Annotated in this window: 17 protein-coding genes; 1 reads left to right on the forward strand and 16 read right to left on the reverse strand. The window is 69.6% G+C overall.

Annotated elements, in window-relative coordinates:
• Window positions 1–63: 63 nt before the first annotated feature.
• From carB to pyrR, 6 genes are all read right to left on the reverse strand, one after another.
• Window positions 64–3,372 (reverse strand): carbamoyl-phosphate synthase large subunit, encoded by a 3,309-nt coding sequence (gene carB / locus ACIPEK_RS28580; protein WP_402001653.1) that lies wholly within the window; start codon window positions 3,370–3,372, stop codon window positions 64–66.
• Window positions 3,365–4,507, reverse strand: a complete 1,143-nt coding sequence (gene carA, locus ACIPEK_RS28585) for a glutamine-hydrolyzing carbamoyl-phosphate synthase small subunit (RefSeq protein ID WP_402001656.1) — start codon at window positions 4,505–4,507, stop codon at window positions 3,365–3,367. The genes carB and carA overlap by 8 nt, the downstream gene beginning before the upstream one ends.
• Window positions 4,504–5,085, reverse strand: coding sequence for a hypothetical protein (locus ACIPEK_RS28590; protein ID WP_383077917.1), 582 nt, complete (start codon window positions 5,083–5,085; stop codon window positions 4,504–4,506). The genes carA and ACIPEK_RS28590 overlap by 4 nt, the downstream gene beginning before the upstream one ends.
• The gene (locus ACIPEK_RS28595; RefSeq protein ID WP_402001659.1) at window positions 5,082–6,395 is read right to left on the reverse strand and encodes a dihydroorotase; all 1,314 of its coding nucleotides are present in this window, start codon (window positions 6,393–6,395) and stop codon (window positions 5,082–5,084) included. Before ACIPEK_RS28595 ends, ACIPEK_RS28590 begins: the two co-directional genes overlap by 4 nt.
• 2 nt (window positions 6,396–6,397) lie before the next feature.
• Window positions 6,398–7,399: an aspartate carbamoyltransferase catalytic subunit gene (locus ACIPEK_RS28600; RefSeq protein ID WP_402001843.1), complete on the reverse strand. Its 1,002-nt coding sequence runs from the start codon at window positions 7,397–7,399 to the stop codon at window positions 6,398–6,400.
• A gap of 94 nt (window positions 7,400–7,493) precedes the next feature.
• Window positions 7,494–8,078, reverse strand: coding sequence for a bifunctional pyr operon transcriptional regulator/uracil phosphoribosyltransferase PyrR (pyrR, locus tag ACIPEK_RS28605; RefSeq protein WP_383077921.1), 585 nt, complete (start codon window positions 8,076–8,078; stop codon window positions 7,494–7,496).
• A gap of 222 nt (window positions 8,079–8,300) precedes the next feature.
• On the opposite strand from pyrR, the gene bldD reads away from it, so the two are divergent.
• Window positions 8,301–8,801, forward strand: coding sequence for a transcriptional regulator BldD (bldD, locus tag ACIPEK_RS28610; RefSeq protein WP_014044812.1), 501 nt, complete (start codon window positions 8,301–8,303; stop codon window positions 8,799–8,801).
• Window positions 8,802–8,959: 158 nt separating this feature from the next.
• Here bldD and nusB read toward each other — a convergent pair whose 3' ends face one another.
• The 10 genes from nusB to ruvX form a co-directional block, all read right to left on the reverse strand.
• Window positions 8,960–9,391, reverse strand: coding sequence for a transcription antitermination factor NusB (gene nusB, locus ACIPEK_RS28615; protein ID WP_327276287.1), 432 nt, complete (start codon window positions 9,389–9,391; stop codon window positions 8,960–8,962).
• Window positions 9,392–9,393: 2 nt separating this feature from the next.
• Window positions 9,394–9,960 (reverse strand): elongation factor P, encoded by a 567-nt coding sequence (gene efp, locus ACIPEK_RS28620; RefSeq protein WP_030918902.1) that lies wholly within the window; start codon window positions 9,958–9,960, stop codon window positions 9,394–9,396.
• 50 nt (window positions 9,961–10,010) lie between these two features.
• Complete coding sequence (locus tag ACIPEK_RS28625) at window positions 10,011–11,117, reverse strand: aminopeptidase P family protein (protein ID WP_402001664.1); 1,107 nt, start codon at window positions 11,115–11,117, stop codon at window positions 10,011–10,013.
• Window positions 11,118–11,222: 105 nt separating this feature from the next.
• The gene (locus ACIPEK_RS28630) at window positions 11,223–12,035 is read right to left on the reverse strand and encodes a Pro-rich N-terminal domain-containing protein (protein WP_402001667.1); all 813 of its coding nucleotides are present in this window, start codon (window positions 12,033–12,035) and stop codon (window positions 11,223–11,225) included.
• Between the two features lie 138 nt (window positions 12,036–12,173).
• Entirely contained in the window at window positions 12,174–12,614 is a 441-nt protein-coding gene (aroQ, locus tag ACIPEK_RS28635) for a type II 3-dehydroquinate dehydratase (protein WP_402001670.1), read from the reverse strand.
• Window positions 12,611–14,257: a 3-dehydroquinate synthase gene (gene aroB, locus ACIPEK_RS28640; RefSeq protein WP_402001673.1), complete on the reverse strand. Its 1,647-nt coding sequence runs from the start codon at window positions 14,255–14,257 to the stop codon at window positions 12,611–12,613. The genes aroQ and aroB overlap by 4 nt, the downstream gene beginning before the upstream one ends.
• Window positions 14,254–15,438: a chorismate synthase gene (aroC, locus tag ACIPEK_RS28645; RefSeq protein WP_402001676.1), complete on the reverse strand. Its 1,185-nt coding sequence runs from the start codon at window positions 15,436–15,438 to the stop codon at window positions 14,254–14,256. The genes aroB and aroC overlap by 4 nt, the downstream gene beginning before the upstream one ends.
• Before the next feature lie 148 nt (window positions 15,439–15,586).
• A complete protein-coding gene (locus tag ACIPEK_RS28650; RefSeq protein ID WP_402001679.1) occupies window positions 15,587–16,423 on the reverse strand; it encodes a shikimate dehydrogenase in 837 nt (278 codons plus the stop codon).
• Window positions 16,410–18,200, reverse strand: a complete 1,791-nt coding sequence (gene mltG / locus ACIPEK_RS28655; RefSeq protein ID WP_402001682.1) for an endolytic transglycosylase MltG — start codon at window positions 18,198–18,200, stop codon at window positions 16,410–16,412. The genes ACIPEK_RS28650 and mltG overlap by 14 nt, the downstream gene beginning before the upstream one ends.
• A 95-nt stretch (window positions 18,201–18,295) precedes the next feature.
• Complete coding sequence (gene ruvX, locus ACIPEK_RS28660) at window positions 18,296–18,769, reverse strand: Holliday junction resolvase RuvX (protein WP_402001846.1); 474 nt, start codon at window positions 18,767–18,769, stop codon at window positions 18,296–18,298.
• Window positions 18,770–18,771: the final 2 nt, after the last annotated feature.

Below are 18,771 nucleotides of genomic sequence, written 5' to 3' on the forward strand. Positions count from 1 at the left end.
GGGTGTCCTCGGTGTCCTCACAGAGAGGGGGACACCGTTTCCGGTGTCCCCCTGCTGGGCCTGCTAGTCGCGCGCCGCGGTCAGATGTTCCGCGTGTTCCTGGAGGGAACGTACGCCGACGTCTCCGTGGTTGAGTGCGTCGATGCCCTGGACGGCGGCGGCGAGTGCCTGGACCGTCGTGAGGCACGGCACGGACCGGGCGACGGCCGCGGTACGGATCTCGTAGCCGTCGAGGCGGCCGCCCGTTCCGTACGGCGTGTTGACGATCAGGTCGACCTCGCCGTCGTGGATGAGCTGGACGATGGTCCTCTCGCCCTGCGGGCCGACGCCCTCGGACTGCTTGCGCACGACCGTGGCGTGGATGCCGTTGCGCTTGAGCACCTCGGCGGTGCCGGAGGTGGCCAGCAGTTCGAAGCCGTGGGCGACCAGCTCGCGCGCCGGGAAGATCATCGAGCGCTTGTCACGGTTGGCGACCGAGATGAACGCGCGGCCCTTGGTGGGCAGCGGGCCGTACGCGCCGGCCTGCGACTTGGCGTACGCCGTGCCGAAGACCGAGTCGATGCCCATGACCTCGCCGGTGGAGCGCATCTCCGGGCCGAGGACGGTGTCGACACCGCGGCCGTGGATGTCGCGGAACCGCGACCACGGCATGACGGCCTCCTTGACGGAGATCGGCGCGTCGAGCGGCAGGGTGCCGCCGTCGCCGTTCTTCGGCAGCAGACCCTCCTCGCGCAGCTCGGCGATGGTCGCGCCCAGCGAGATGCGGGCGGCGGCCTTGGCGAGCGGTACCGCGGTCGCCTTCGAGGTGAAGGGGACGGTGCGCGAGGCGCGCGGGTTGGCCTCCAGGACGTACAGGATGTCGCCGGAGAGCGCGAACTGGATGTTGATCAGTCCGCGTACGCCGACGCCCTTGGCGATGCCCTCGGTGGAGGTGCGCAGCCGCTTGATGTCGTAGCCGCCGAGCGTGATCGGGGGCAGCGCGCAGGCGGAGTCACCGGAGTGGATGCCGGCCTCCTCGATGTGCTCCATGACGCCGCCGAGGTAGAGCTCGGTGCCGTCGTAGAGCGCGTCGACGTCGATCTCGATCGCGTCGTCGAGGAAGCGGTCGACCAGGACCGGCCGGGTGGGGCTGATCTCGGTGGACTCGGCGATGTACGAGGAGAGGCGCGTCTCGTCGTACACGATCTCCATGCCCCGGCCGCCGAGCACGTACGACGGGCGTACGAGGACGGGGTAGCCGATCTCGTCGGCGATGGCCTTGGCCTCGTCGAACGTGGTGGCGGTGCCGTGCTTCGGGGCCGGGAGTCCGGCCTCGGCCAGGACGCGGCCGAAGGCGCCGCGGTCCTCGGCGGCGTGGATCGCCTCCGGGGACGTACCGACGACCGGCACGCCGTTGTCCTTGAGCGCCTGCGACAGACCCAGCGGGGTCTGGCCGCCGAGCTGGACGATGACACCGGCGACCGGGCCCGCGAGGGACTCGGCGTGCACGATCTCCAGCACGTCCTCGAGCGTCAGCGGCTCGAAGTACAGGCGGTCGGAGGTGTCGTAGTCGGTGGAGACGGTCTCCGGGTTGCAGTTGACCATCACGGTCTCGTAGCCCGCGTCGCTCAGGGCGAAGGAGGCGTGGACGCAGGAGTAGTCGAACTCGATGCCCTGGCCGATGCGGTTGGGGCCGGAGCCGAGGATGATCACCGCCGGCTTGGTGCGGGGCGCGACCTCGCTCTCCTCGTCGTAACTGGAGTAGAAGTACGGCGTCTTCGCGGCGAACTCGGCGGCGCAGGTGTCGACCGTCTTGTAGACCGGGCGGATTCCCAGGGCGTGCCGCACCTCGCGCACGACGTCCTCGCGCAGGCTGCGGATGTCGGCGATCTGGGCATCGGAGAAGCCGTGACGCTTGGCCTCTGCCAGCAGCTCGGGACCGAGCTCGTCCGCAGCGGCCAACTCGTCGGCGATCTCCTTGATCAGGAAGAGCTGGTCGACGAACCAGGGGTCGATCTTCGTGGCGTCGAAGACTTCTTCCTGGGTGGCGCCGGCCCGGATCGCCTGCATCACCGTGTTGATCCGGCCGTCGGTCGGGCGGACCGCCTCGGCCAGCAGCTCGGCCTTGTCGCCGGTCTCACCGGTGAAGGAGAACTGCGAGCCCTTCTTCTCCAGCGAGCGCAGCGCCTTCTGGAGCGCCTCGGTGAAGTTCCGGCCGATCGCCATGGCCTCGCCCACCGACTTCATGGTGGTGGTGAGGGTGGAGTCGGCGGAGGGGAACTTCTCGAAGGCGAACCGCGGGGCCTTGACGACAACATAGTCGAGGGTCGGCTCGAAGGAGGCCGGGGTCTTCTCCGTGATGTCGTTCGGGATCTCGTCGAGCGTGTATCCGACGGCCAGCTTGGCGGCGATCTTGGCGATCGGGAAGCCGGTGGCCTTCGAAGCGAGCGCCGAGGAACGGGAGACGCGCGGGTTCATCTCGATCACGATGACGCGGCCGTCGGTCGGGTCGATGGCGAACTGGATGTTGCAGCCGCCGGTGTCGACGCCGACCTCGCGGATGATCGCGATGCCGATGTCGCGCAGCCGCTGGTACTCGCGGTCGGTGAGGGTCATCGCCGGGGCGACGGTGATCGAGTCACCCGTGTGGACGCCCATCGGGTCGAAGTTCTCGATGGAGCAGACGACCACGACGTTGTCGTTCTTGTCGCGCATCAGCTCCAGCTCGTACTCCTTCCAGCCGAGGATGGACTCCTCCAGGAGCACCTCGGTGGTCGGGGAGAGCGTGAGGCCCTGACCGGCGATCCGGCGCAGTTCCTCCTCGTCGTGGGCGAAGCCGGAGCCGGCGCCGCCCATGGTGAAGGAGGGGCGGACGACGACGGGGTAGCCGCCGAGCGTCTCGACGCCCGCCAGGACGTCTTCCATGGAGTGGCAGATGACCGAGCGTGCGGACTCGCCGTAACCGATCTTCGCCTTGACGGCCTCGACGACGCCCTTGAAGAGGTCGCGGTCCTCGCCCTTGTTGATGGCCTCGACGTTGGCGCCGATGAGCTCGACGCCGTACTTCTCCAGGACGCCGTTCTCGTGCAGGGAGATCGCGGTGTTGAGCGCGGTCTGGCCGCCCAGCGTGGGGAGCAGCGCGTCGGGGCGCTCCTTGGCGATGATCTTCTCGACGAACTCGGGGGTGATCGGCTCGACGTACGTGGCGTCGGCGATCTCCGGGTCGGTCATGATCGTCGCCGGGTTGGAGTTGACCAGGATGACACGCAGGCCCTCGGCCTTGAGGACGCGGCAGGCCTGGGTGCCGGAGTAGTCGAACTCGGCGGCCTGCCCGATGACGATCGGGCCGGAGCCGATGACCAGGACGGACTGGATATCGGAGCGCTTAGGCACGCTGGCCCTCCATCAGGGATACGAAACGGTCGAAGAGGTACGCGGCGTCGTGCGGGCCCGCGGCCGCTTCGGGGTGGTACTGGACGCTGAAGGCAGGCTGGTCGAGGAGTTGCAGCCCCTCGACGACCTGGTCGTTCAGGCAGACGTGGGAGACCTCGGCGCGGCCGAACTTCGTGTCCGACACCTTGTCCAGCGGGGCGTCGACGGCGAAGCCGTGGTTGTGCGCGGTGACCTCGACCTTTCCGGTCGTGCGGTCCTGCACCGGCTGGTTGATGCCGCGGTGGCCGTACTTCAGCTTGTAGGTACCGAAGCCGAGGGCGCGACCCAGGATCTGGTTGCCGAAGCAGATACCGAAGAGCGGCGTCTTCCGCTCCAGGACGCCCTGCATGACGGAGACCGGGTGGTCGGCGGTGGCCGGGTCGCCGGGGCCGTTGGAGAAGAAGACGCCGTCGGGCTCGACCGCGTACACCTCGTCGAGGGTGGCGGTGGCGGGCAGGACGTGTACCTCGATGCCACGCTCGGCCATCCGGTGCGGGGTCATGCCCTTGATGCCGAGGTCGATCGCGGCGACGGTGAACTTCTTGGTGCCGATCGCGGGGACGACGTACGTCTCCTTGGTCGCGACCTCGGTGGAGAGGTCGGCGCCCACCATCTCGGGGGCTTCCTTGACGCGGGCCAGCAGCGTGGCCTCGTCGGCGATGGCGTCACCGGAGAAGATGCCGACGCGCATGGCACCGCGCTCGCGCAGGTGACGGGTGAGGGCGCGGGTGTCGATGCCGCTGATGCCGACGACACCCTGGTGCTCCAGCTCCTCGTCGAGCGAGCGCTGCGCGCGCCAGTTGGAAGGCACCCGGGCGGGGTCGCGGACGACGTATCCGGCGACCCAGATCCGCTTCGATTCGGGGTCCTCGTCGTTCACACCGGTGTTGCCGACGTGCGGGGCGGTCATCACGACGACCTGGCGGTGGTACGAGGGGTCGGTCAGCGTCTCCTGGTAGCCGGTCATGCCGGTGGAGAACACCGCCTCGCCGAAGGTCTCCCCCACGGCCCCGTAGGCGCGGCCGCGGAAGGCGCGGCCGTCCTCCAGGACGAGTACGGCGGGAGCTTTGGCGGCTCCCCGGGTGGAGATCGTCATCGTGCGGTGCCTTCCGTAGTGCTGGTGAGTTGTTCGATGGCCTCGACCCAGGCCGGGTGCTCGGCCGAGCGGTCGGAGCGGAATCCGGAGTCGATCAGCTTGTCGCCGTGCGCCCAGGTGATGATCAGCAGGCCGCCCTCGGGGAGGACCTTGCCCGCGATGCCCTTGTCGAGCCGGGCCTCACGCAGTGCGGCGGCCGGGACGAAGAAGTCGGCTGCCCCGGGTCGTACGACGTCGAGGCCCTGGTCGGTCAGGGTGAGCTCGACGCGGCTGCGGGTACCGAGGCCGTGGGCGACGATCCGGTCGAGCCACTGCCCGGCGGTCGTCGAGGCGTGGTATCTGCCGGTCAGCGTCAGCAGCTTCTCGCCGTCCGCGAACCTCTCCGGAGTGGAGCTGAGTTCCGGCAGATCGGACTGGAGACTCCCCCGCCACTTCCATCCCTGACGCATCAGCCAGTAGACGAAGGCGATGAGGACGATCAGTCCGATGACCCAGCTGATGCGAGCGGACCAGTCGGTCACTTCGGCCGACTTCTGCTCGGCGGCGAGCTGGAGGTACAGGGGGGTGAGTGATGTCACGCGAGCTTCCCGTCGACGACCGTGGCACGGCCCCGCAGGAAGGTGTGTGTGACTCGCCCCGGCAGCTCGCGACCCTCGTAGGGAGTGTTGCGGCTGCGGGAGGCGAAGCCCGCGGGGTCCACCACACCACGGTATGCCGGATCGACCAGCGTGAGGTTGGCGGGCTCACCGGCCGAGACGGGCCGGCCGTGTCCGTCGAGACGGCCGATGGCGGCCGGACGGAACGACATCCGGTCGGCGACTCCCGCCCAGTCGATGAGGCCGGTGTCGACCATCGTCTGCTGGACGACGGAGAGCGCGGTCTCCAGGCCCACCATGCCCATGGCGGCGGCGGCCCACTCGCAGTCCTTGTCCTCGTGCGGGTGCGGGGCGTGGTCGGTGGCGACGCAGTCGATGGTGCCGTCGGCGAGCGCCTCGCGCAGGGCCATGACGTCGGCCTCGGTGCGCAGCGGCGGGTTCACCTTGTAGACCGGGTTGTAGGACCGCACGAGCTCGTCGGTGAGGAGCAGGTGGTGCGGGGTGACCTCGGCGGTGACGTTCCAGCCCTTGGACTTGGCCCAGCGGACGATCTCGACGGAGCCGGCGGTCGACAGGTGGCAGATGTGCACCCGGGAGCCGACGTGGGCGGCGAGCAGTACGTCGCGGGCGATGATCGACTCCTCGGCGACGGCGGGCCAGCCGCCGAGACCGAGTTCCGCGGAGACGATGCCCTCGTTCATCTGGGCGCCCTCGGTGAGGCGGGGCTCCTGGGCATGCTGGGCGACGACACCGTCGAAGGCCTTCACGTACTCCAGCGCACGGCGCATGATCACCGCGTCGTCGACGCACTTGCCGTCGTCGGAGAAGACCTTCACTCCGGCGGCCGAATCGTGCATGGCTCCGAGCTCGGCGAGCTTCTTGCCCTCCAGGCCGACAGTGACGGCGCCGATCGGCTGCACGTCGCAGTAGCCGGACTCCTTGCCGAGCCGCCAGACCTGCTCGACGACACCGGCGGTGTCGGCGACCGGGAAGGTGTTGGCCATGGCGTGCACGGCGGTGAAGCCGCCGACGGCCGCGGCCTTGGTCCCGGTGAGGACGGTCTCGGAGTCCTCGCGGCCGGGCTCGCGCAGGTGGGTGTGGAGGTCGACCAGGCCGGGCAGCAGGACCTGGCCCCCGGCCTCGATGACGGTCGCGTCACCGGCCTCGATGCCGGTACCACTCCAGTCGATTTCGCCCTGCCGGGCGGTGGCGGCGATGGTCTCGCCGTCGATCAGGACGTCCTGGGTTTCGCCGCCGAGGACCTTCGCGCCGCGGATAAGGATCTTGCTCATGGTTACTTGTTCTCCTCGGTACGGGCGGGGGCGGCGGGCGACGGGTGAACCGGGGTGGCGGGCTCGGAGCCGCCCAGCAGCAGGTACAGGACGGCCATGCGGATCGAGACGCCGTTGGCGACCTGCTCGACGGCCGTGCACCGGTCGGAGTCGGCGACCTCGGCGGTGATCTCCATGCCGCGGACCATCGGACCGGGGTGCATGACGATGGCGCCCTCGGGCATCTTCGCCATGCGGTCGCCGTCCAGGCCGTAGCGGCGGGAGTACTCGCGCTCGGTCGGGAAGTACGCAGCGTTCATCCGTTCGCGCTGCACACGCAGCATCATCACCGCGTCGGACTTCGGCAGCACCTCGTCGAGGCTGTAGCTGACGTCGCACGGCCACTGCTCGACGCCGACCGGGACGAGAGTCGGCGGGGCGACCAGGGTGACGTGCGCGCCGAGCGTGGTCAGCAGGTGGACGTTGGAGCGGGCCACCCGGCTGTGCAGGATGTCGCCGACGATGGTGATCCGGCGGCCTTCGAGGTCCCGGCCGATACCGGCGTCCGCCCCGACGAGGCGGCGGCGCAGGGTGAAGGCGTCCAGGAGGGCCTGGGTGGGGTGCTCGTGGGTGCCGTCACCGGCGTTGACGACGGCGCCGTCGATCCAGCCGGAGGTGGCGAGGCGGTACGGGGCACCGGAGGCACCGTGCCGGATGACGACGGCGTCGGCGCCCATCGCCTCCAGGGTCAGCGCGGTGTCCTTGAGCGACTCGCCCTTGGAGACGGACGAGCCCTTCGCGGAGAAGTTGATGACATCGGCGGAGAGGCGCTTGGCGGCGGCCTCGAAGGAGATGCGGGTACGCGTCGAGTCCTCGAAGAAGAGGTTGACGACGGTACGGCCGCGCAGGGTGGGGAGCTTCTTGATCGGCCGGTCCGAGACCCGTGCCATTTCCTCGGCGGTGTCGAGGATCAGGACGGCGTCGTCGCGGGTGAGGTCGGCGGCCGAGATGAGGTGACGCTTCATCTGGGTGTTCTCCGGGTGGCTGGAGGGTTCAGGCATGCGGGCGTGCGGAAACTGCCGTACGGGGTTCGAGGTACTCCGTACGGGTGGAGTTCAGCTACTGCTCGCCCGCCGGGGCGGTCTGCTGGACACCGAGCAGCACGGCGTCGCGGCCGTCCTCCTCGGCGAGCTGGACCTTGACCGTCTCCCGCAGCGACGTGGGGAGGTTCTTGCCGACGTAGTCGGCACGGATCGGGAGTTCGCGGTGACCGCGGTCGACGAGGACCGCGAGCTGCACCGCGCGGGGCCGGCCGATGTCGCCCAGCGCGTCGAGCGCTGCGCGGATCGTGCGGCCAGAGAAGAGGACATCGTCCACGAGGACGACCAGGCGGCCCTCGATGCCCTCGCCGGGAATCTCGGTGCGGGCCAGGGCGCGCGCAGGGCGCAGCCGCAGGTCGTCGCGGTACATCGTGATGTCGAGCGACCCGACCGGCATCTTCCGGCCGGTGATCTCTTGGAGTTTTTCGGCGAGCCGGCCGGCGAGGAAGACGCCCCGCGTCGGGATACCGAGGAGCACCACGTCGTCGGCGCCCTTGGCGCGTTCGACGATCTCGTGGGCGATTCGGGTCAGTACTCGGGCGATGTCGGGAGCCTCGAGAACGGGGCGTGCCACATTGCCGGTGGCTTCATGCTGTGCGTCCATAAGAAACGGACCTCCTTCTCCGCCTCACTGGACGGACCTTAAAGGACGTCGAAATTGCGTCATCAACGTTACCAGGGCTTGCACAGCGCCCTGGTCACACCCCCGGGAGGTGCCGGTCCGGACCATTCGGCTTGACGCATCCAAGTAACGCTGCGTAACCTCACAGTGAGTTACCAGCCACGCGGCGGAGCCGCAAAAATGTTCCAGCGTCCGGGGAGCCTTATGTCCAGCGAATACGCAAAGCAGCTCGGGGCCAAGCTCCGTGCCATCCGCACCCAGCAGGGCCTCTCCCTCCATGGCGTGGAGGAGAAGTCCCAAGGCCGCTGGAAGGCCGTCGTGGTCGGTTCGTACGAGCGCGGCGACCGTGCCGTGACCGTCCAGCGTCTTGCCGAACTCGCTGATTTCTACGGAGTCCCGGTGCAGGAACTCCTGCCCGGTACGACGCCTGGCGGGGCCGCTGAGCCGCCGCCGAAGCTTGTCCTGGACCTGGAGCGCCTCGCCCACGTCCCGCCGGAGAAGGCCGGGCCGTTGCAACGCTACGCCGCCACCATCCAGAGCCAGCGCGGTGACTACAACGGCAAGGTGCTCTCGATCCGCCAGGACGACCTGCGCACGCTGGCCGTGATCTACGACCAGTCGCCGTCCGTGCTCACGGAACAGCTGATCAGCTGGGGCGTGCTGGACGCGGACGCGCGTCGCGCCGTCGCCCACGAAGAGGGCTGACACCCCTCGCAGAAACGTACCGCCGTGTCGGCACGGGTTCACCCATTCGGGTGCCCGCGCCGACACGGTTTTTTCGTTGCCGGCAACCGGCCTCCCGCACGCCGAAGGGCCCGCGGTCACAAGACCGCGGGCCCTTCGTGGCTGAACGCCGCCGGAGGCTACTGCTCCCGGCGGAGGTTCGGCTTGAGGTCCTTGAAGCGGGCCAGCAGCCCGTTCACGAAGGACGGGGAGTCATCGGTGGAGAACTCCTTGGCGAGCTGGACCGCCTCGTCGATCACCACCGCGTCCGGCGTCCCGTCCACCCAGATCAGCTCGTACGCACCGAGCCGCAGGATGTTCCGGTCGACGACCGGCATGCGGTCGATCTCCCAGTCCACGGCGTAGGTGATGATGAGGTCGTCGATCCGGTCGGCGTACTGCGCGTACCCCTCGACGAGCTCCATCGTGTACTCGGTGACCGGCGGCTGACGGGTGTCGGACCGCGAGAGCCGCACCCAGTCCGCGAGGACCGTCTGCACGGACTCACCGCGCTGGTCGGCCTCGAAGAGGATCTGGAAGGCTCGCTTGCGGGCCGTGTTCCGAGCAGCCACGGTTAGCTGTTCACCCGGCCGAGGTAGTCGCCCGTGCGGGTGTCGACCTTGATCTTCTCACCCGTGGTGATGAAGAGCGGGACGCCGATCTCGTAACCGGTCTCCAGCGTGGCGGGCTTGGTGCCGCCGGTGGAGCGGTCGCCCTGGACGCCCGGGTCGGTGTGCTGGATGGTCAGCTCGACGGCGGCCGGCAGCTCGACGTAGAGCACCTCGCCCTCGTGCTGGGCGACGGAGGCCGTGAAGCCCTCGATCAGGAAGTTGGCGGCGTCGCCGACAGCCTTGCGGTCGACCATGAGCTGGTCGTACGTGTCCATGTCCATGAAGACGAAGTACTCGCCGTCCATGTACGAGAACTGCATGTCGCGGCGGTCGATGGTGGCCGTCTCGACCTTCACGCCGGCGTTGAACGTCTTGTCGACGACCTTGCCGGAGAGCACGTTCTTGAGCTTGGTGCGCACGAAGGCCGGGCCCTTGCCGGGCTTGACGTGCTGGAACTCGACGACGGACCAGAGCTGGCCTCCGTCGAGCTTGAGCACCAGGCCGTTCTTGAGGTCGTTCGTGGAAGCCACGGTTGCGGAATCTCCTGGACTGAAGCTGGTGGAACGACCGAGGATGCGCGCTAGAGCGCGAGCAGCTCCTTGGTCGTAATGGTGAGTAGCTCGGGTCCGCCGTCCGCCTCGGGGCGCACGACGAGCGTGTCATCGATCCGGACCCCGCCCCGGCCCGGGAGGTGGACCCCCGGTTCGACGGTGACCGGCACACAAGCGTCCAGTTTACCCATGGCTGCAGGTGCCAGCTGCGGGTCCTCGTCGATTTCGAGCCCCACCCCGTGCCCGGTCCATGGTGCGAGGCCCCCGCCGTGGCCCGCGGAGTCCAGGAGATGACGGGCCGCACGGTCCACATCGCGGTAGGCGGCCCCCGGCACGAGAGCCTCGCGCCCGGCCCGCTGAGCGGCGAAAACCAGGTCGTAGAGCTCGATCTGCCAGTCGGCGGGCGCGGTCCCGATGACGAACGTACGGCCGATCTCACAGCGGTAGCCGCGATAGTTCGCGCCCAGGCAGACGGAGAGGAAATCCCCCTCCTCCACCCGCCGGTCCGAGGGGCGGTGGCGGCCCTGGCCGGAGTTCGGTCCGGTGGCCACGGAAGTGGCGAAGGCGGGGCCGTCGGCACCGTGGTCCACCAGGCGGCGCTCCAGCTCCAGGGCGAGATGCCGTTCGGTGCGGCCCACCAGGATGGATTCGAGGAGTTCGCCCAGGGCCTGGTCGGTGATCTCGGCGGCGATCCGCAGACAGGCGATCTCCTCCTCGTCCTTGACGACCCGCAGCTGTTCGACGGTGGCACCGAGATCGGCGAGCCGCAGCCGCGGGGCGACCGAGCTCATGGCCCGGTGGCGGGAGACCGTCAGATGGTGTTCCTCGACGGCCAGGGACTCCGCACCGACGGAGGTGGCCAGACCGGCGGCCGCGACCGCCGGATCGCCGTCGGTGGCCGGCATCAGTGACACCCGAAGCTGATCGTCGGTGCGCCCGTCGGCGGGATCGCCGGTCGGGGCGTGCGAGCAGAGCAGGACGTCCTCACCGGGGCCGAGCAGCAGCACGGCGCCCGGGGGCGCTCCGCCCGCGAGGTAGCGGACGTTGGCGGGGCGGGAGACCAGAGCGGCCGCGGATCCGACGGCGGCGCACCGGTCGCGGAGCAGCCCGCGGCGGACGGCGTACACGTCTGACATGTCACGAGCCTACGAGTGGTGGCGCAGGCCTGCTCGGTCAGCGCATCCGACCGGGGGGCCGGGGCCGGGCCCGTCACCGGACCGGGAACACCGCGCGATGGCGGTTCACCAGGCCGGGGGGCTGGCTATGGAGCGGGCGAGTATCTCGTCCAGGACGCGGGCAGTGGTCTCCACGTCGTACGTCGAGTTGTCGATGATCGGCAGTCCGGAGCCGTACCACCCGGCCATCCGGCCGTGGATGCGGGCGACCTCCTCGTCCGAGAGGCGGCGGTTGCCACTGCGGGCGGCGTTGCGCTCCAGCACGATCTCCAGGCCTGGCAGCAGAACGACGGGCAGCAGTCCGGGGCCGACATGGCGTTTCCAGCCGCCGAGGCCGACGACCGGCCGGTCCGGGAAGACGGCGTCGTCCAGGATGCAGGAGATCCCGTTGGCGAGGAAGTTGCGGGCGGCGAAGCCGCAGGTGCGACGGGCGAGACGGTACTGGGCCTCGGAGTGGTCGTTCCACCCGGCCTGGGGGTCGGCGAAGCCGGAGCAGACCCATTCGCGGACGTCGTCGAGGCTGACGTGAGCCGTGGGAACCCGGCGGCGGCTGGCCCAGAGCTTGGCCACGGTGGTCTTGCCCGCGCCCGCGGGGCCGATCAGGAGAACGGCGAGGGTCGCGCTGCCGGTGCCGGGCTCGGCGGGCGGCGCGGGCAGCGGGACGGGCCCGCCGGGCGGCAACTGGATGTGTCCGGTGGTCTCCCTGGAGACAGGCGCCGGGGCGTGCTGCGGGACGGGGCCGCTCCAGCCCTGGGGCGTGGGAGGGGTGGTGGGAGGCGGCCCCGGCGGTCCGGGGTGCTGGGCCTGGTACGTCCAGCCGACAGGTCCGCTTGTGGGGCCTTGGGGCGGCGGCAGCGGGGCCCCCACTGCGTGCTGCATCCGGTGCCACTCCGTCTCGTACAGGCAACTGGCGCTGGTGGAACGGCAACCGTACCGTCCCCGGCCGCCGCTGAGGGAACGGTCGGGGACGGTCCACAGTGCCCGGTCGGCCGGTCGGCCGTCCGGTGCACCGGTCCGTCAGTCGGCCAACTCGTCCGCGAGGGCGCGCAGGGCGAGGCGGTAGGAGCCGATGCCGAATCCGGCCACGGTCCCCGTGGCGACCGGCGCGACCACGGAGTTGTGGCGGAATTCCTCCCGTGCGTACGGGTTCGAGATGTGCACCTCGATCAGCGGGGCGGTGCGCTGGGCCGCCGCATCCCGCATTCCGTACGAGTAGTGGGTGAAGGCCCCCGGGTTGAGAACGACCGGAATTGAACCGTCCGCGGCCTCATGGAGCCAGCGGATCAGCTCGCCCTCGTCGTTGGTCTCCCGGACGTCGACATCGAAGCCGAGCTCCTTGCCGAGGGCCTGACAGGTCTCGACGAGTCCGGCGTACGACGTGGCGCCGTACACATCGGGCTCGCGGGAGCCGAGGCGGCCGAGGTTCGGTCCGTTGAGGACGAGGACCCGGCGGGTCACGCCGACACCTCACCGTAGGCGGCGAGCAGCACTGCCGGGTCGGGGCCCTCCAGCACGGTGGGCTTGCCGAGGCCGTCGAGGACGATGAAGCGCAGCAGGTCACCGCGGGACTTCTTGTCGACCTTCATGTTCTCCAGCAGCTTGGGCCACTGGTCGCCGCGGTAGGTGAGCGGCAGCCCGACGGACTCCAGGACGGCGCGGTGCCGGTCGGCGGTGGCGTCGTCGAGGCGTCCGGCCAGCCGGCCCAGCTCGGCGGCGAAGACCATGCCGACCGAGACGGCCGCGCCGTGCCGCCACTTGTAGCGCTCGTTCTTCTCGATGGCGTGGGCCAGGGTGTGACCGTAGTTGAGGATCTCGCGCAGTCCGGACTCCTTGAGGTCGCTGGAGACGACCTCGGCCTTGACCCGGATGGCGCGTTCGATCAGCTCCGCGGTGTGCGCTCCGGTGGGCGTACGGGCGCCTTCCGGGTCCGCCTCGATGAGGTCGAGGATCGCCGGATCGGCGATGAAGCCGGCCTTGATGATCTCGGCCATGCCGCTGACGTAGTCATGAACGGGCAGCGAGTCCAGGGCGGCGAGGTCGCAGAGGACCCCGGCGGGCGGGTGGAAGGCGCCGACGAGGTTCTTGCCCTCGGCGGTATTGATGCCCGTCTTGCCGCCGACGGCCGCGTCGACCATACCGAGCACGGTCGTGGGTACGGCGATCCAGCGCACCCCGCGCAGCCAGCTCGCCGCGACGAACCCGGCCACATCGGTGGTGGCTCCGCCGCCGACGCCGACGATGACATCGGTACGGGTGAAGCCGGTCTGCCCGAGCGCCTTCCAGCAGTACGCCGCGACCTCGACGGTCTTGGCCTCCTCGGCGTTCGGCAGCTGGATCGCGATGGCCTCGTAGCCCTGCTCGGCGAGGTCCTGACGGACCGCCTCACCGGTCTCGGCGAGCGCCTCGGGGTGCAGTACGGCAACCCGCTTGGCACGGTCGCCGATGAGCGTGGGCAGCTCGCCGAGGAGCTGCCGGCCGACCAGCACCTCGTACGGGTCGGTGCCCGCGCTGCCGGCGATCTGGATACGGGTGGGACCCTGCTCGGTCATACGTGTGTTCTCCACGCCGGGGGTGACGGGGTCGCCCGTGCGCTCCGGCAGTTCCAGTGCGTCGAGGACCGCCTGGGCGACCTCTTCGGGGGTGCGCTCGTCGGTGGCGACGGTCGCCCGGGCCACCTCGGTGTACAGATGGCGGCGGGCGTCCATCAGCTCGCGCCACTGCCGGCGCGGGTTGACGGCGAGCAACGGGCGGGCGGTGTTCAGGCCGACCCGCTTGACGGCCTCCTCCACGTCCATCGAGAGATAGACGACGGGGTGGTCGGCGAGCAGCGCTCGGGTCGTCTCGTCGAGCACGGCGCCGCCGCCGAGGGAGAGGACACCCGTGTGCTCGGCGACGGCGGTGTGCACCGCCTGCCGCTCCAGCTCGCGGAAGTGTTCCTCGCCCTCGTCGTAGAAGATCTCCGAGATCGGCTTGCCGGCATTGGCGACGACGTCCGCGTCGGTGTCCCGGTAGGTGGTGCCGAGCCGGTCGGCGAGCAGTTCACCGACCGTGGACTTGCCGACGCCCATCGGGCCGACGAGGACGATCAGCGGGCCGCTCATCGGATCTGGAGGTGGTCGAGGTACGACTGGACGTTGCGGTGGGTCTCGGGGACGCTGTCGCCGCCGAACTTCTCCGCGACGGCGTCGGCGAGGACCAGGGCGACCATCGCCTCGGCGACGATGCCGGCGGCCGGCACAGCACAGACATCGGAGCGCTGGTGGTGGGCCTTGGCGGGTTCGCCGGTGACGACGTCGACGGTGGCGAGCGCGCGCGGCACCGTCGCGATGGGCTTCATCGCGGCGCGGACCCGCAGCAGCTCGCCGGTGGTCAGACCGCCCTCGGTGCCGCCGGAGCGGCCGGAGGCCCGCTTGATGCCGTCCTCGGTGACCAGGATCTCGTCGTGCGCCTTGGAGCCGGGGACCCGGGCCAGGTCGAAGCCGTCGCCGACCTCGACCCCCTTGATGGCCTGGATGCCCATCAGGGCCGCGGCGAGGCGGGCGTCGAGACGGCGGTCCCAGTGCACGTGCGAGCCGAGGCCGACGGGCACGCCGTACGCCAGCACCTCGACCACACCGCCGAGGGTGTCGCCGTCCTTGTGGGCCTGGTCGATCTCGGCGACCATTTCCTTGCTCGCGTCGGCGTCCAGGCAGCGCACCGGGTCGGCGTCGAGCTTCTCGACGTCCGCGGGTGTGGGGTAGACGCCGTAGGGCGCCTTGGCCGCGGCCAGCTCGACGACGTGGCTGACGATCTCGATGCCCGCGGTCTCCTTGAGGTACGACCGCGCGACGGCACCGAGCGCGACGCGGGCCGCGGTCTCCCGGGCGCTGGCGCGCTCCAGGATCGGCCGGGCCTCGTCGAAGCCGTACTTCTGCATGCCCGCGAGGTCGGCATGGCCGGGGCGGGGGCGGGTCAGCGGGGCGTTACGAGCCAGCGCGGCCAGTTCGTCGGGGTCGACCGGGTCGGCCGACATGACCTGCTCCCACTTGGGCCATTCGGTGTTGCCCACCATGACGGCGACCGGGGAGCCCATGGTCAGCCCGTGGCGTACCCCGCCGAGGAAGGTGACTTCGTCCTTCTCGAACTTCATGCGAGCGCCGCGGCCATAGCCGAGCCGCCGCCGGGCCAGTGCGTCCGCCACCATGTCCGTGGTGATCGGGACACCGGCGGGAAGACCCTCCAGCGTCGCCACCAGTGCGGGGCCGTGCGACTCCCCTGCGGTCAGCCAGCGCAACCTGCTCAACGGTGCTCCTCATGCTCGCGCCTGAAACTGCAACGGCGCGACCGGGTGCGCGGCCCTGGCCCGCCGCCTTCGATCCTCCCACGCTCGGGCACCCGAACCGGCCGCCGGTCCAGCAGACGGACGGATCGGGGCCCGCACATGCGCGTGGTCAGCGTGCGGCCAGTGCCTCTTCGCCGGCCCGCCGCATCGCCGCGAGCGGGGCGGGCGAGTGTCCCGTCATCTGCTCGACCTGGAGGACGGCCTGGTGCACCAGAAGGTCGAGACCTCCGACGACTGCGCCGTCATGGGCCGCCCAAGCTGCCGCGAGTCCGGTCGGCCAGGGCTGGTACAGCACGTCGAAGAGCGTGCCGGGCCGATCCGGTACGGCATCGGTCAGCGCGTCCGTCGCACCTGCCGGAGTGGTGGCGATGACCAGTGGGGCGTGCAGCGCCTGCTCGGCCTCCGCCCAGTCGGAGATCCGGACGTCGACGCCGAGGCGTTCGCCCCAGCCGCGCATCTCCTGGCCCCGTTCCCGGCTGCGGACGTATGCGGTGACCGGTCCCGTACAGATCTCGGACAGCGCGGCGAGCGCCGAGGAAGCGGTCGCTCCGGCGCCGAGCACGGCGGCGGAGTCGGTCTGCTCCACACCCCGTTCGCGCAGCGCGGCGATCATGCCGGGGATATCGGTGTTGTCGCCGGTCCTTCGGCCGTCATCCGTGAAGACGACTGTGTTGACCGCCTCCACCGAGGACGCGGTCTCGCTGATGGAGTCCAGCAGCGGGATGATCGCGCGCTTGAGCGGCATGGTCAGCGAGAGCCCGGCCCATGTGGAGTCGAGCCCCGCCATGAAGGCGGGGAGGCCCGCCTCGTCGACCTCGAACCGGTCATACATCCAGTGGGTGAGGCCGAGCTCGGCGTACGCGGCCCGGTGCAGGACGGGGGAGAGCGAATGGGCGATGGGCGAGCCGAGAACCGCCGCCCGGCGGCGCCCGTCAGCCGAGGCCATGCTGCTCCTTGAACTTCTTGTTGAGCCTCTCGTGCTCGGCGGCCGTCTTGGTGAACTCGGTCTTCTTGCCGTCGAGCGAGATGAAAAACATCCACCCGTCATCAGTGGGATTGAGCGTTGCTCGCAGGGCTTCGTCACCCGGATTACTGATCGGCCCCGGCGGAAGGCCCGCGTGGTAATAGGTGTTGTAAGGGTCCGGATTGCTCAGGATCTCACTGGATCTGATCTTGATCTTGCTCTGGTTGTTGAGGTAATTGAATGCGGAGTCGAATTGAAGCTTACGGTTCGTGACCGTGTTGTTCGGCTTCAAGCGGTTGTATGCGACTTCAGCCATCTTGCGGAAGTCGTTGTGCGTGAGGCCCTCCGCCTGGACCAGGCTGGCGACAGTGAGAACCTGCCATGGGCCGTCCAACTTGTACTTCTTGGCCGTTCCCTCGAGGTCGAACTTGTCGTACTCCTCGTTGGCACGGGAGACCATCTTCTTCAGGATCGTCTCCGGCTTGGTTTCCTTGGTGACCGGATAGGCGGCCGGGTAGAGGAAACCTTCCAGCGGGTCCTTGATGTCCTTGTCGTTGCTCGCCCAGTCGGGCAACCCGAGGCCGGACGCCTTGGACGTGGCAATTCCCTTGGTCGTTCCCTTTTTGAGGCTCAGTTTCTTGTCGACCATCGCGTAGATGTCGACATTGCGGGAACCCTCGGGAATCACCAAAAGATTCTGGCTGTTCGGGTCGAGCATCATCTTCAGGGCCTCGGCCGCGGACATCTTCTCGTGGAGCAGATAGACGCCTGCCTGGATCGACTTGCCCTTGGGGATCTCGTTCTGCGCGGCGACGAACGCGTCGACGCTCTTGACGACACCCTTCTGCTTCAGGATGTTGCCGATGTCGGAGCCGAAGGCGCCCTTCTCGATCTCGACCTCGACCTCGCCGGTGCCCGTTCCGGTGTAGTCGGGCGCCGCGCCGAACTTGTCCTGCCAGTACGAGTAACCGACGTAGCCCACTCCGCCGAGGCCGCCGACCAGGACCACCGCGACGACCAGACAGGCGACGCCGCTGCGGTTCTTCTTCTTGCCCTTGCCCCGGCGCTCGTTGCCACCGCGACCGCCGCGGCGTGACTCGTGCGGGTCGTCGTCGTGCTCGTCGTCGTTGTCGCCCCCGTCGTCCGCGCCCGTGAAGAAGGGGTGGGTCTCCTCCGGCTGGACTTCCGGGTCCCAGTCGGGACTCTGCGTGGGGGCCTGCTCGGGGGGCTGCTCGGGAACGGCCTGCCGACGGCCCGGGGGCTGCGGCGGCGGGTAGGCCTCCGGCGTGCCGTAGGAGTCGTGCGTCTCGCCGTAACCGGCCTGCCGGCCGCCGTACTGGTCGGCCGCCTGGGGGTCGTAGGGCATCCCGGCGGACTGCTGCCCGGTGTCCCAGCCACCGTTGTTGTACTCGGACTGCTGGGGCTGCTGCTGCGCGTACGGGTCCTGCGGGACTCCGTACGCGGGCTGCTGCTGGTACGGCTGCTGCTGCGCGTACGGATCCTGCTGTGCGTACGGGTCCTGCGGCTGCGGATGCTGCTGCTGTGCGTACGGGTCCTGCTGCTGCGGCTGCGGATGCTGCTGCTGCTGCTGCTGAGGATGCTGCTGCTGCGCGTAAGGGTCCTGCGGGTAGGGCTGCTGCTGGCCGCCGTACTGGTTCTGGCCGTGGGCAGGCTGCTGTCCTCCCCATCCCTGGTCCCCGTACAAGGGGTCCTCGGGATGCCACGGTTCGGAGCCGGGGCCCCGGCCATACTCAGTCATCGATCCCCTAGAGCCGCGAGACGACGTTCCGTCTCTGTGCTGTGCAGTGTTTGTTCGAACACCGCCACATCGCGCGGAACGTTACCGTATCGCGATCAGCCAACCGTTTCGACGCCTTCACCCGGGGCTTTACCTGACGCCCGTTCGGACTCCAGAGCGTTCTGGAGGATCACCACAGCGGCAGCCTGATCGATGACGGAACGACCCTTTTTGGACTTCACGCCCGAGGCGCGCAGTCCTTGACTGGCCGTCACTGTGGTCATCCTCTCGTCCACCAGTCGCACCGGAATGGGCGCGACCGAGCGGGCCACCTCCTGGGCGAAGACCCGGATCTTGGCGGCGGCGGGTCCCTCACCGCCGCCGAGGGACCGCGGCAGACCGATGATGATCTCGATCGGCTCGTACTCCTCGACGATCTGCCCCAGCCGCCGGTGGGCCGCCGGGACATCGCGTCCCGGAACGGTCTCCACCGGCGTGGCGAGGATCCCGTCGGGGTCGCACGAGGCGACCCCGATCCGGGCGTCCCCGACATCGATCGCGAGACGACGACCTCGGCGCATCCGCGTCATCC

The sequence above is a fragment of the Streptomyces sp. NPDC088246 genome, assembly GCF_044741025.1.
Lineage (GTDB): Bacteria > Actinomycetota > Actinomycetes > Streptomycetales > Streptomycetaceae > Streptomyces.

Bases quoted from the DNA above. Each gene is read 5' to 3' on its own strand.
- ACIPEK_RS28600 (WP_402001843.1), bottom strand. From the start codon at position 7,399: ATGAAGCGTCACCTCATCTCGGCCGCCGACCTCACCCGCGACGACGCC.
- mltG (WP_402001682.1), bottom strand. From the start codon at position 18,200: ATGACTGAGTATGGCCGGGGCCCCGGCTCCGAACCGTGGCATCCCGAG.
- ACIPEK_RS28650 (WP_402001679.1), bottom strand. From the start codon at position 16,423: ATGGCCTCGGCTGACGGGCGCCGCCGGGCGGCGGTTCTCGGCTCGCCC.
- ACIPEK_RS28625 (WP_402001664.1), bottom strand. From the start codon at position 11,117: ATGTCAGACGTGTACGCCGTCCGCCGCGGGCTGCTCCGCGACCGGTGC.
- ACIPEK_RS28630 (WP_402001667.1), bottom strand. From the start codon at position 12,035: ATGCAGCACGCAGTGGGGGCCCCGCTGCCGCCGCCCCAAGGCCCCACA.
- pyrR (WP_383077921.1), bottom strand. From the start codon at position 8,078: ATGGACGCACAGCATGAAGCCACCGGCAATGTGGCACGCCCCGTTCTC.
- ruvX (WP_402001846.1), bottom strand. From the start codon at position 18,769: ATGACGCGGATGCGCCGAGGTCGTCGTCTCGCGATCGATGTCGGGGAC.
- aroB (WP_402001673.1), bottom strand. From the start codon at position 14,257: ATGAGCGGCCCGCTGATCGTCCTCGTCGGCCCGATGGGCGTCGGCAAG.
- carA (WP_402001656.1), bottom strand. From the start codon at position 4,507: ATGACGATCTCCACCCGGGGAGCCGCCAAAGCTCCCGCCGTACTCGTC.
- ACIPEK_RS28595 (WP_402001659.1), bottom strand. From the start codon at position 6,395: ATGAGCAAGATCCTTATCCGCGGCGCGAAGGTCCTCGGCGGCGAAACC.
- bldD (WP_014044812.1), top strand. From the start codon at position 8,301: ATGTCCAGCGAATACGCAAAGCAGCTCGGGGCCAAGCTCCGTGCCATC.